The 12,566-nt window shown below is 59.1% G+C and carries 10 protein-coding genes and 1 pseudogene; 6 read left to right on the top strand and 5 right to left on the bottom strand.

Features of this window, described 5'->3' with window-relative positions; genetic code table 11:
• Nucleotides 1–12 precede the first annotated feature (12 nt).
• Nucleotides 13–642 carry an alpha/beta hydrolase gene (locus ACP7CJ_RS15530; RefSeq protein ID WP_247395537.1) on the bottom strand — a complete coding sequence of 210 codons (630 nt, stop codon included), beginning with the start codon at nucleotides 640–642 and terminating at the stop codon, nucleotides 13–15.
• A 147-nt stretch (nucleotides 643–789) separates the two neighbouring features.
• On the opposite strand from ACP7CJ_RS15530, the gene ACP7CJ_RS15525 reads away from it, so the two are divergent.
• Entirely contained in the window at nucleotides 790–1,227 is a 438-nt protein-coding gene (locus tag ACP7CJ_RS15525) for a YhcB family protein (protein WP_247395497.1), read from the top strand.
• 6 nt (nucleotides 1,228–1,233) lie between these two features.
• Here the strand turns inward: ACP7CJ_RS15525 and ACP7CJ_RS15520 are convergent, their stop codons facing one another.
• The 4 genes from ACP7CJ_RS15520 to ACP7CJ_RS15505 all read right to left on the bottom strand — a co-directional run bounded on the left by ACP7CJ_RS15520 (nucleotide 1,234) and on the right by ACP7CJ_RS15505 (nucleotide 5,065).
• Nucleotides 1,234–1,365, bottom strand: a complete 132-nt coding sequence (locus ACP7CJ_RS15520; RefSeq protein ID WP_276196507.1) for a hypothetical protein — start codon at nucleotides 1,363–1,365, stop codon at nucleotides 1,234–1,236.
• Between the two features lie 60 nt (nucleotides 1,366–1,425).
• Nucleotides 1,426–3,150 carry an ABC transporter ATP-binding protein/permease gene (locus ACP7CJ_RS15515; protein ID WP_276196506.1) on the bottom strand — a complete coding sequence of 575 codons (1,725 nt, stop codon included), beginning with the start codon at nucleotides 3,148–3,150 and terminating at the stop codon, nucleotides 1,426–1,428.
• Nucleotides 3,151–3,249: 99 nt separating this feature from the next.
• Nucleotides 3,250–3,810, bottom strand: a complete 561-nt coding sequence (locus tag ACP7CJ_RS15510) for a response regulator transcription factor (RefSeq protein WP_004372278.1) — start codon at nucleotides 3,808–3,810, stop codon at nucleotides 3,250–3,252.
• Nucleotides 3,803–5,065, bottom strand: a complete 1,263-nt coding sequence (locus ACP7CJ_RS15505; protein WP_247395499.1) for an ATP-binding protein — start codon at nucleotides 5,063–5,065, stop codon at nucleotides 3,803–3,805. The genes ACP7CJ_RS15510 and ACP7CJ_RS15505 overlap by 8 nt, the downstream gene beginning before the upstream one ends.
• 204 nt (nucleotides 5,066–5,269) lie before the next feature.
• Between ACP7CJ_RS15505 and ACP7CJ_RS15500 the strand changes: the two genes are divergently transcribed.
• The 5 genes and pseudogenes from ACP7CJ_RS15500 to ACP7CJ_RS15480 all read left to right on the top strand — a co-directional run bounded on the left by ACP7CJ_RS15500 (nucleotide 5,270) and on the right by ACP7CJ_RS15480 (nucleotide 12,538).
• Entirely contained in the window at nucleotides 5,270–5,980 is a 711-nt protein-coding gene (locus tag ACP7CJ_RS15500; protein ID WP_276196505.1) for an SIMPL domain-containing protein, read from the top strand.
• A gap of 466 nt (nucleotides 5,981–6,446) precedes the next feature.
• Nucleotides 6,447–7,175, top strand: a pseudogene (locus ACP7CJ_RS15495) (ABC transporter substrate-binding protein); the annotation flags it as partial.
• A 258-nt stretch (nucleotides 7,176–7,433) separates the two neighbouring features.
• Nucleotides 7,434–9,062 carry an ABC transporter substrate-binding protein gene (locus tag ACP7CJ_RS15490; protein ID WP_276196502.1) on the top strand — a complete coding sequence of 543 codons (1,629 nt, stop codon included), beginning with the start codon at nucleotides 7,434–7,436 and terminating at the stop codon, nucleotides 9,060–9,062.
• Between the two features lie 363 nt (nucleotides 9,063–9,425).
• Entirely contained in the window at nucleotides 9,426–10,970 is a 1,545-nt protein-coding gene (locus ACP7CJ_RS15485) for an ABC transporter substrate-binding protein (protein ID WP_426100825.1), read from the top strand.
• Between the two features lie 170 nt (nucleotides 10,971–11,140).
• A complete protein-coding gene (locus ACP7CJ_RS15480; protein WP_276196500.1) occupies nucleotides 11,141–12,538 on the top strand; it encodes an OprD family porin in 1,398 nt (465 codons plus the stop codon).
• The last annotated feature ends 28 nt before the right edge of the window (nucleotides 12,539–12,566 follow it).

The following is a 12,566-nucleotide window of genomic DNA, read 5'->3' as shown; positions in this document are numbered from 1 at the left end:
ATCAGACTGCTATCAATTCGAGAGGCGCGGCAGCACCAGATCCTTCAGATCGGTCAGCTTGCCATGAAAAAAGTGTCCGCATTCTGCCACTTTCAGCAGCTCATGGGGGCGTTTCAGGGCGGCGGACCAGTCATAGACGCGTTGCGGGTCGACGACTTCGTCGGTTTCCGGCTGGATCAGGGTCAACGGGCAGTTCTGGGGCAGCACGTCGGTATCGCCCAGACGCATCACCGCAGCGGCGACCATGAACAGGTGCGCGAGCTTTTCGCCCTTGGCTTCCAGACGGCCACCGAGGCTGGCGGCGACATAGCCACCAAAGGAAAAACCGAGCAAGGTGATGGGCAGGTCGGGGTGTTTTTTGCGCAGCCAGGTGGCGGCCGCTTCGGCATCGTCTACTTCACCGCTGGCCATGTCATGGGTGCCGGCGCTGGCACCGACGCCACGGTAATTGAAACGCAACGTGATCAAACCGGCATCGCGCGCGGTGCGTTGCAGGGTCGAAACGACTTTATTGAGCATCGTCCCACCCTGCACCGGATTCGGATGGCAGATCAGCGCCAGGCCACGTGGTTCGGGGTTGTCGAGGTACAGGGCTTCCAATTGACCTACCGGGCCATCGATCAAAACAGGGGTTTCACGCATGAGCAAGGAATGAACTCCGTGACCTCTCAAAGGGTCGACTCGTCTAGCTAAAAGTCTGTGCATGGCATCATTGCGAGCTTAATCGCGGTATACAGCGCAGGTCCGAGCCGTTAACGTAAAGCAAAGCCGTTTATAGAGGAAGGACTCGTGGAACACTCGCTCTTAGTTTGGTTGTTGCCGACTCTTGCCCTGGTTGCCGGTGTCGCCATTGGATTCCTGGTTGCTCGCTTGCTGCCGAATGCCGCGCCTAACCGCACGCAGCGTCAGTTGGATGACATTCAGGAACGTTTTGACAGTTATCAGAACGAAGTTGTTACCCACTTCAACAGCACCGCGACCCTGGTCAAGAAGCTCACACAGAGCTACCAGGAAGTACAGGATCACCTCGCCGATGGCGCCAACCGCCTGGCGCTCGACGACATCACCCGTCAGCGCCTGCTGGCCGCGCTGCATTCCGATGCACCGCAGACCCCACGGGATCGCCTGACCCCGCCACGGGAAAACCAGGAGCCGCCACGGGACTACGCGCCAAAAACGCCGAACGCCCCAGGCATGCTGGATGAGCATTACGGCTTGAAGAAGTAAGTCTTTTCAGGCGCTGTAAAAAAAGCCCGGCTGATCGATGATCAGCCGGGCTTTTTGTTGGGCCTCAATCTCCAGACCAGCGGGGATGCCATTGTGGGAGGGAGCTTGCTCCCGATAGCGGCGGATCAGTTGATACATGGGCTGACTGACACACTGCTATCGCGAGCAAGCTCCCTCCCACACTGACCGAGTTGGGCCTCAGGAGACGGGCTGTTCCTGCAACAACCCACTGTCGATCCGCACATGCCGCCCATGGAAGCGCTTGAGGCTGCTGCGATGGCCAACGCTGACGATGCTCAGCCCCGGCAGTTCATCGATCAACGCCTGGTACAACGTCGCCTCATCCTCTTCATCCATGGCCGAGGTCGCTTCGTCCATGTACAGCCACTGCGGTGCGAACAACAATGCACGGGCAAAGGCCAGGCGCTGCTGCTCGCCCGGCGAGAGCATGCGCTGCCAGTGATTGGCTTCCTCCAGCCGCGCGACCAGGTGCGGCAAGCGGCAGGTTTGCAGGACCTGTGCATAACGTTCGTCCACGTACACGCCGTCGTCCTGTGGATAACTCAGCGCGGCCTTCAACGTGCCAATCGGCAGATACGGCTTCTGCGGCAGGAACAGGTAGCGCGCCGCCGGCAGGCGAATGCTGCCGTGGCCCGCCGGCCACAGTTGGCCCATGGCACGCAGCAACGTACTTTTACCGCTGCCGGAACGCCCGCTGAGCATCAGGCGCTGGCCTGGCTCGACGATCATGTCGGCGTCGGCGAGCAAGTGGCGACCATCGGCCAGATCCATGCCGAGCTTCTCTACCACCAGGCGCTCGCCTTCCGGGCGCACGTCGATGGCCGCAGGGCGCTGCTCGTTATCGCTCATGGCCTGCTGGAAACTCAGCAGACGATCACTGGTGGCGCGCCAACTGGCCAGCTCCGTGTACGCGCTGATAAACCAGCTGAAGTTGTCCTGGACGTTGCCGAACGCCGAGTTGATTTGCATCAGCTCGCCCAACTCGATCTTGCCGGCGAAGTAGCGCGGCGCGGCGACGATAAACGGAAAGATGATTGCGATCTGGCCGTAGCCGGCAGTGAAGAAGGTCAGGCGCTTGGACACTTTCATGATGTCCCAGAAGTTATGCCAGACCCGGCCGAAGCGTTGGCTCAAACGTCGATTTTCATTCGGCTCGCCGTTGTACAAGGCGATGCTCTCGGCGTTCTCGCGCACCCGCACCATGGAAAAACGCAAGTCCGCTTCAAAGCGTTGCTGCTGGTTGTTCAGCCCAATCAAGCGACGGCCGATCAAGTGCGTCAGCCAACTGCCCACGGCGGCATAAAGCAAAGCACACCAGAACATGTAGCCGGGGATGGTGAAGCCAAACACTTCGATACTGCCCGACACGCCCCACAGGATGATGGAAAACGACACCAGGCTGACTACGTTGCGCAGCAGCCCCACCCCCAAGTTCAAGGTGCTGGAGGTGAAGCTATTGAGGTCTTCGGAAATCCGCTGGTCCGGGTTATCGGTGTAATCGCCCTGCTCCAGCTGGTAGTAGTTTTTGTCGCTGAGCCAACGCGCAAAGTGTTTTTCGGTCAGCCAGGCACGCCAGCGGATGGTCAGCATCTGGGTTAGGTACAAACGGTAAACCGCACCGAGGATGGCCACCGCAGCGATACCGCCAAAATAGCCAATCAGTTGCCAGAAAGCCGCCGTGTCCTTATGTTCCAGGGCGTTGTAGAAATCCTTGTACCAGTGGTTGATCCACACGGAGATCGCGACGCTGAACAGTGACAAACCAATCACCGCCACCAACAACAACCAGGCCTTGCCCTTCTCTTCACTGCGCCAATAGGGCGTGATCATCGCCCAGGTTCGGCGAAAAAAGTGCCCACGCACCGCGTCATTGACCGCGGAGTACTCAGCGTTCTGATTCATCGTTCAGGCTCTGTAAGAAAATGTAACAGGCGTTTGAACCGATCATAGACGATCGGTTCAAGGCGCCGTGCGGCCTGAAGCAGATTGTTCAGCCGGCGTTCAGCGCCGTACCGGGCGCTTCTGCAACTTACGCTGCAGGGTACGACGGTGCATGCCCAGGGCACGGGCGGTGGCCGAGATATTGCCTTCGTGCTCGGTCAGCACACGCTGGATGTGTTCCCACTGCAGGCGGTCCACCGACATTGGGTTTTCCGGCACCAGGGTGTCGAGGTCGGCGTGCTCGGAGAGCAAGGCCGCCAGCACGTCGTCGGCGTCCGCCGGTTTGCACAGGTAGTTGCAGGCGCCGCGCTTGATGGCTTCGACGGCGGTGGCGATGCTGGAATAACCGGTGAGGATTACCACGCGCATTTCCGGATCGAGTTCGAGCAGCTTGGGCAGCAGCACCAGGCCGGAGTCGCCGTCCATTTTCAAGTCGAGCGCGGCGTAGTCCGGCAAGTCGGCCTGGGCGATGCTCAGGCCTTCTTCTGCGGAACCTGCCGTGCTGACGCGGAAACCGCGACGGCTCATGGCACGCGCCATGACGCGGGTAAAGGTAGCGTCATCATCTACCAGCAACAGATGCGGCAGTTCTTCGCCTTCGACTTGGATCTCGTCACTCATCGATATCTCCTCGTGCGACACGGGGTAGGCGCAGCTCGGTGAGCGTGCCGCCTTCCTCATGACTATAGAGCTTCACTGAGCCGCCCGCGCGGGTCACGCTGGCCTTGCTCAAAAACAGGCCGAGGCCGAAACCTTTGCCCTTGGTGGTAAAGAACGGTTTGCCGATCTGCTCGGCGATGGCCAGCGGCACGCCGGCGCCGTGGTCACGAATGCTGATGGTCAGGTCTTCGGTATTCCAGTCCAACTGCACTTCGAGGCCTTCGGGGCAGGCATCGGCGGCATTGTTCAGCAGGTTGAGCAGGGCCTGGGTCAAGTCCGGCGGCGGCGCCAAGCGCGGCACGCTGCCCTGCCCCAGCAGGTGGAAACGGTAACTGGCTTCGGGGCGCATCAAGTGCCAGCGGTTCAAGGCTTCGTCGAGCCACTGGGTCACGTCCTGCATCTCCACCGCCAGGCGGCGATTGGCTTCGGCGGCGCGTACCAGTTGCTGCAAGGTTTGCTTGCACTGCTTGACCTGTTCGCGCAGCACGCCGAGATCTTCTTGCAGCGCCGGGTCGTGATGGTCCTGGGTCATTTCGTTGAGCAGTACGCTCATGGTCGCCAGGGGCGTGCCCAACTCATGAGCTGCACCGGCAGCCTGGGTGGCGACGGCCAGCAGTTGCTGGTCGCGCAGGCCCTCTTCGCGGCGAATGGCACGCAACTCTTCCTGACGGCGCAGTTCTTCGGCCATGCGGGCGGCAAAAAAGGTGATGACGGCAGCGGACAGCGCGAAGCTCAACCACATCCCGTAGATCTGCAGGTTTTCCCGGGCGATGGGGAACGTCTGCAACGGGTAGAACTGCGCCAACAGCAAGGTGTACAGGGTCAGGGCGATGCCGGAAAGCACCACCGAGTAGCGCCACGGCAAGGTCACGGCCGCGATGGTCAGGGGCACCAGGTAATACGAAACAAACGGATTGGTGGAACCGCCGGAGAAATACAGCAACACACTGTGGATAAACAGGTCGCAGGCCAACTGCAGGGCGTACTCCAGCTCGGTCACCGGCCAGGTGGTGCGCAACCGGATGGCGGTAAACACACACAGCACGGTGGAAAAGCCCAGGGTCACGCTCAGTTGCAGCCATGGCAGCGCCAGCAGGTCGAACCAATAGGCAAGCCCGACCGAACCGGCCTGCGCGGCCAGCACCAGGGTGCGAATGAACGTCAGGCGCCAGAGGTTCTGGCGGGTGGCGGAAGTCAGTTTTACGACGGCGAGCATGAGCTCTCCCGGTGAGCGCTGCAGGCGGATCGGCAGGAGTATAAACGAAGCAGACACGCTGGCACGGCGTGTGTGGCTCTTTGACGCAGGCGCGGTAAATTACCGTTCGTCGGCGCCACGACAATGTGTAGCGGATGTGTAAACCCGAAGAACCCGACACCACCGTCTACAGTCATATCGACACGAACATCCCAAGGAGTTTCCATGTCCCGTTTCATTCGCAATGCTGCCGTTCTCACCCTCAGCGCCGGGGTCCTGGCCAGCCTTCCGGCCGTCGCCGCCGATGAACTGCATTACAACCAGATTTCCCTGCGGGCCGAGGTCAGCCAGGAAGTAGCCCGCGACCAGATGATCGTCACCCTCTACACCGAATCCCAAAACACCGACCCGGGCAAGCTCGCCGCGGAAATCACCACCACCATGAACAAGGCCCTGGCCCAGGCTCGCGAAGTCAAAGGCGTGACCCTGCGCCAGGGTAGCCGCAACAGCTACCCGATCTACGACAACAAGAACCAGAAAATCACCGGCTGGCGCGAACGTGCCGAACTGCGCATGGAAAGCTCGGACTTTGCCGCCTTGTCCAAGCTCACTGGCGAAATGCTGACCCACCTGAAGATGAACAGCATGGACTTCGCCATCGCCAACCCGACCCGCAAGGCCAGCGAGGATGCACTGCTCAAAGACGCCGTCAACGCGTTCAAGGCGCGTGCGCAACTGGCCACCGATGCGTTGGGCGGCAAGGGTTACAAGATCGTCAACCTGAACTTCAACACCAATGGTTATCCACAGCCTTACGCGCGCGGCGCCATGATGATGAAAGCCGCAGAGATGGACTCGGCGCCGACGCCGGAAGTGGAAGCCGGCACCAGCCAGGTCAGTATGTCGGCGGAGGGGGTCATCGAAGTGCTTCAATAACCCTCCCACGAACCCAAAAAACGGCGCGACCTCAGGCTCGCGCCGTTTTTTTGTGAATGGCAATCAGCAGTAACCCCCGCTGACATCTAGCGTGGAATCGTTTTCTCGATTTTCGGCACACATCAGTACCCTCAGATAAACAAGGAGTGATCTGCGGGCGTGTATCCACATCACTACCGAGAACTCCAACGATGACACTTTCCGTCGTAAACCCAGCGTCGACCCAAACCTTCACCCCCAGCCCGTCAGCCGCCTCGGATACTTCATCCGACTCCGCCACGCCCTCTACCCCGCGCGCGCCGGGCGATAGCCAATTGGTGCAAAACTTCCTCAGTGCGCTCAACAGCACAAGAGGCGAATACGCCGCCCCGATTCAAATCCCGCCAAACTCCACACTGGGACAGTGGCGAACCCAATTGGCCATCGCGCTAAGCAACCCCGACTTTCAAAGCTGGATAAAGAGCACTTTCTGGCCTACAACGTGACGCATCCGCCGCTGGATCAACTCAAGGTGCGCCAGGCCTTGGACATGGCCATCGATAAACCCGCGATCATCAAGGCCGTGTACCAGAGCGCCGGCCAATTGGCGCAGAACGCATTACCTCCCGCGCAGTGGTCTTATGACCCGACGATCAAGGATGCCCCCTTTGACCCGACCAAGGCGCGGGCGCTACTAAAAGAAGCAGGAGTTGCACCCGGTACTACCATCAACCTGTGGGCGATGACCGTACAGCGCGCCTCCAATCCGAATGCGCGAATGTCGGCACAAATGATCCAGCAGGATTGGGCAAAGATCGGCATCAACGCCAACATCGTCAGCTATGAGTGGGGCGAGTACATCAAGCGCGCCAAGAATGGCGAGCACGATGCGATGATCTACGGCTGGACCGGCGATAACGGCGACCCGGATAACTGGCTCGGCGTGCTCTACAGTTGTGCCGCAGTGAAGGGCAGCAACTACGCCAAATGGTGTAACCCCGCCTACGACAAACTGGTGCAGCAGGCCAAGGTCAGCAGCGACCGCGAGCAGCGTATCAAGTGGTATCAGCAGGCGCAGAAAATACTTAAAGAACAGGTACCTATAACGCCTATTGCGAACTCGACGGTTTTCCAGCCGCTTCGAAAGGAAGTGCAGGACTTCAAGATCAGCCCCTTTGGCCTGACCCCGTTCTACGGCGTGAGTCTAGATAAGTAACAGCAACGCCCCAACTGAGTGCGCCAGACGTCTCAGTTGGGCCTTTTTGGTGCCTCTTCCGCCCCGAAAAAACCCTCAAAATGTACGCATTTGTGTCGTAAGTTTCATATTTGCGACATTCTTGTACGTTCGTACCACTCTTTCACCCTTGCAACCGTTCAGCATCTTGCAATGGGTATGGCCCCTGCATAAGTATCCGCAGGTCGACTCACGAGGTCGCCCTCACTACCAAAAATGACAACAAATCATGAGGCCAACATGCTTAAACACGCAGTCATTCCGTTACTTGTTAGCGCTGGCCTTATGGCCGCAGCGCCTTTCGCCCAAGCGGCGACTAACCTGGTGTTCTGCTCCGAAGGGAGCCCGGCCGGTTTTGATCCAGGCCAGTACACCACCGGAACAGACTTCGATGCTTCGGCCGAAACCATGTTCAACCGCCTAAGCCAGTTCGAACGTGGCGGCACCGCCGTTGTTCCTGGCCTGGCCACCCGCTGGGACGTGTCCCCGGATGGCCTGACGTACACCTTCCACCTGCGTGAAGGCGTCAAGTTCCACACCACCCCGTACTTCAAGCCCACTCGTGAATTCTCGGCTGACGACGTACTGTTCACCTTCAACCGGATGATCAACAAAGACGATCCATTCCGTAAGGCATACCCCACCGAGTTCCCGTACTTCACGGACATGGGGATGGACACCAACATCAAGAACATCGAGAAAGTCGATGCCCACACGGTCAAGTTCACCCTTGGCACCGTGGACGCCGCCTTCATCCAGAACCTGGCGATGAGCTTCGCGTCGATCCAGTCGGCCGAATACGCCGCCCAACTGCTGAAAAACGGTACGCCACAGGACATCAACCAGAAGCCAGTCGGCACCGGCCCGTTCGTGTTCAAGAGCTACCAGAAAGACTCGAACATTCGCTACACCGGCAACAAGGACTACTGGAAACCTGAGGACGTGAAGATCGACAACCTGATCTTCGCCATCACCACCGACCCGTCGGTACGCATCCAGAAACTCAAGAAAAACGAATGCCAGATCACCCTGTTTCCGCGTCCGGCCGACCTCAAGGCACTGGGCGACGACAAGGATTTGAAACTGCCGCACCAGGCCGGTTTCAACCTGGGCTACATCGCCTACAACGTCATGCCGGTGCTCAAGGGCCAGACCGCGCCTAACCCGCTGTCCGACCTGCGCGTACGCCAGGCGTTGGACATGGCGGTGAACAAGCAGCAGATCATCGACTCCGTGTACCAGGGCGCTGGCCAATTGGCGGTCAACGCCATGCCGCCGACCCAGTGGTCCTACGACACCACCATCAAAGATGCCCCGCACGACGTGGCCAAAGCCAAGGAACTGCTCAAGGAAGCCGGGATCAAGGACGGCACCGAGATCACCCTGTGGGCCATGCCGGTACAACGTCCGTACAACCCAAACGCCAAGCTGATGGCCGAGATGCTGCAGAACGACTGGAAACAGATCGGCCTGAAGGTCAACATCGTCAGTTACGAATGGGGCGAGTACATCAAGCGTTCCAAAGGCGGCGAGAACCAGGCCATGATCATTGGCTGGAGCGGCGACAATGGGGACCCGGACAACTGGCTGAACGTGCTGTTCGGCTGCGACTCGCTGTCGGGTAACAACTTCTCCAAGTGGTGCGACAAGAAATTCGACGGCATCGTGAAAGAAGCCAAGGCCACATCGGATGTCGCCAAACGCACCGAGCTGTATAAGCAGGCGCAACATATCCTCAAAGATGCAGTCCCGATGACACCTATCGCGCACTCGACGGTGTATCAACCCATGCGCAACACCGTACAGGACTTCAAGATCAGCCCGTTTGGTCTGAACTCCTTCTACGGCGTGGGCGTAAGCGGCAAGTAAGGACCGATAGCGGCGACGCTTGATAACGTCGCCGCTATTGCATCCGCCAGACCAGTAGGAAACAGACCACATTCGCGCTCGCTGCCGTCCTACGGCAATGAACTTCGATTCGCGGCTCCGTTGCCTACAAGGTCAGTCAGATTTTGCGCATTTACTGCGAAGTCCTCGACCCCTAACGTCGTAGGACAGCAGAGGCTCCAATCTGATGGGCACTTGCTGTGTGTGGGATCAGTGATGTCCCCCTGGCCGTATGCCGGGGTGATTGCTCGCTGATGACAACTACAAACAAGGATCGGGATCGTCATGCGCCATACCACCGTTCTATCCGCAATTTTTGGCACCAGCCTGCTGGCTGTAGCCACGATGGGCCACGCCGCCGAGAAAAAGAGCCTGGTGTTCTGTTCGGAAGGCAGCCCGGCAGGCTTTGACACCGCGCAGTACACCACCGCCACCGACAACGATGCCGCCGAGCCGCTGTATAACCGCTTGGTTGAGTTTGAAAGGGGCGCGACCAACGTCGTACCGGGGCTAGCCACCAAGTGGGATATTTCGCCAGATGGCCTGACCTACACCTTCCACCTGCGTGAAGGGGTGAAATTCCACAGCAATAAAGAGTTCAAGCCCACGCGTGACTTCAACGCCGACGACGTGTTGTTCACCTTCAACCGCATGCTTGACCCCGAACATCCGTTTCGCAAGGCCTACCCCACCGAGTTTCCATACTTCAACGGGATGAGCCTGAACAAGAACATCGCCAAGGTCGAGAAAACCGGCCCGTACACCGTGGTGATGACCCTGAACACGGTCGACGCGGCGTTCGTGCAAAACATCGCCATGAGCTTTGCCTCGATTCTGTCGGCCGAGTACGCCGAGCAGTTGCTCAAGCAAGGCAAGCCCAGCGATATCAACCGGAAGCCGATCGGCACCGGCCCGTTCGTCTTCCAGCGCTACCAGAAAGACTCGCAGATCCGCTACACAGGCAACAAGCAGTACTGGGACCCGAGCCGGGTCAAGCTCGACCAACTGATCTTTGCCATCAACACCGACGCTTCGGTGCGGGTGCAAAAGCTCAAGGCCGGCGAATGCCAGATCACCCTGCATCCGCGCCCGGCGGACGTCGACGCCCTCAAGGCCGACCCGAACCTGCAACTGTTGACCAAGCCAGGCTTCAACCTTGGCTACATCGCCTACAACGTGCGCCATAAACCATTCGACCAGCTCGAAGTGCGCCAGGCGCTGGACATGGCGGTGAACAAGCAGAGCATCCTGAACGCCGTGTACCAGGGCGCGGGGCAACTGGCGGTCAACGCCATGCCACCGACCCAGTGGTCTTATGACGACAGCATCAAAGACGCCGCCTACAACCCGGAGAAAGCCAAGGAGCTGCTCAAGGCCGCCGGCGTGAAGGAAGGTACCGAGATCACCCTGTGGGCGATGCCGGTGCAACGGCCGTACAACCCCAATGCCAAGCTGATGGCCGAGATGCTGCAGAACGACTGGGCCAAGATCGGTCTCAAGGTCAAGATCGTCAGCTACGAGTGGGGCGAGTACATCAAGCGCACCAAGAACGGTGAGCACGACATCAGCCTGATCGGCTGGACCGGCGACAACGGCGACCCGGACAACTGGTTGGGCACCCTTTACAGCTGCGACGCCATCGGCGGGAACAACTACTCCATGTGGTGTGACCCGGCATACGACAAGCTGATCAAGCAAGCCAAGGTCGTCACCGACCGCGAACAACGGACTGTTCTGTACAAACAGGCACAGCAACTGCTCAAAGCGCAGGTGCCGATCACACCCGTCGCCCACTCGACGGTCAACCAGCCGTTAAGCGCCAAAGTCGAAGGTTTCAAAGTGAGCCCCTTCGGCCGCAACGTGTTCTCGGGCGTCAGTATCACCCCATAAGAAAATAACCGGATTGCGGAGAGTGGATAACACTCTTCGGCAAACGTGCAGCCTTCTATTGGGAAATTTCCTACGGCAAACGTTTGCAAATGCTTGAACGAGTTACACACCAATAGTCGGTTCACCTAAAAGACCGGCATAAAAAAAAGAGAACCAAAGGAGCTTCATCCATGAAACTGAGCAGCAAAGCGCTTCTGGCCCTGGCCATCAGCAGCATCACGGCGACCGCCTATGCGGAAACCCAGAGCCAGGACTTCGTTCCTACCACACTGGCCGGCGCCAGCGCCCAAAGCGAGGCCAAGGGCTTTATCGAAGGATCGAGCCTGGGCGGTACCACGCGTAACTGGTTCTCCAGCGAGAAAAAATTCCGCGGCGAGCGCTTTACCTACGAGAAGCACGGCCAGGAGCGTACCGACGCGAACCGCACGAACTGGCTGCAAGGCACCATCCTCAACTACTCGTCGGGCTTCACCCAAGGCACCGTGGGCGTGGCAACCGAAGTCGCGGCCTACAACGTAGTGGCCCTGGACCGCAGCAAGCGTGACATCAAGGGCGGCTCCAACCGCACCCTGGCTGACTCCGACGGCGACGCCGTAGGCCAGTGGAGCAAACTGGGCCTGGCCAACGCCAAGTTCCGCGTGTCGAACACCACCTTGACCGCCGGTCGCCAGAACTTCAGCAGCGGCATCATCGACACCATTGGCAACCGTGCGCTGCCTTCGAGCTTCGAAGGTGTGGCAATCAACAGCGAAGAGTTCAGCAACCTGTCGTTCCAGGGCGCCTACTTCGATCGCGTATCGCCACGTACCGAACAGAGCCTGTCGAAATTCCGCAGCGAATACGGCAATGGCAGGCAGGAAGCCGACCACGTCTACACCGCCGGTGTGAACTGGCAGCCACTCAAAAGCCTGAAAACCAGCTTCTTCGGCGCCAACGTCAAGGACTTCTGGAACCAGTACTACTTCGGCGCTACCCATGAACTGGGTGACAGCCAAACCCTGGCCCTGACCACAGGTCTCAACTACTACAAGACCGTCGACGAAGGCAAAAAGTTGATGGGCAAGATCGACAACGATACCTACTCGCTGTCGCTCGGCCTGACCCACCAGGCGCACAGCCTGACCTTCTCGTACCAGGAAGTGAACGGCAACGAGTACTTCGACTACCTGCACGAAACCAACGGTATCTACCTGGCCAACTCCCTGACCTCTGACTTCAACGGTCCGAACGAGAAGTCCTTCCAGGTTGCCTACGGCCTCAACATGGCCGAATACGGCGTGCCTGGCTTGAAGTTCAACATCTACTCGGCTCGCGGCTGGGGCATCGACGGCACTCACTACACCGGCGACGGCGGCGTGAGCAAGTTCGCTTACAACGGCATTCAGGCCCAAGACGGCGAGCATCACCAGGAATACGGCGTGGGTACTTCCTATGCCATCCAAAGCGGTGCCCTGAAGGCCACCACCATTCGTGGCACCTATGTGACTCACCGCGCCAGCGCCAACCAGGCTGACGGCAACATCCGAGAGTTCCGCCTGGTCACCACCATCCCGTTCAACATTCTTTAATCAGCGCCAGGTAGGCGGCGGGCTCAGG

The sequence above is a fragment of the Pseudomonas sp. PSPC3-2 genome (assembly GCF_049897085.1).
Lineage (GTDB): Bacteria > Pseudomonadota > Gammaproteobacteria > Pseudomonadales > Pseudomonadaceae > Aquipseudomonas > Aquipseudomonas paraveronii.
This window is presented reverse-complemented; position numbering and strand designations above follow the sequence as displayed.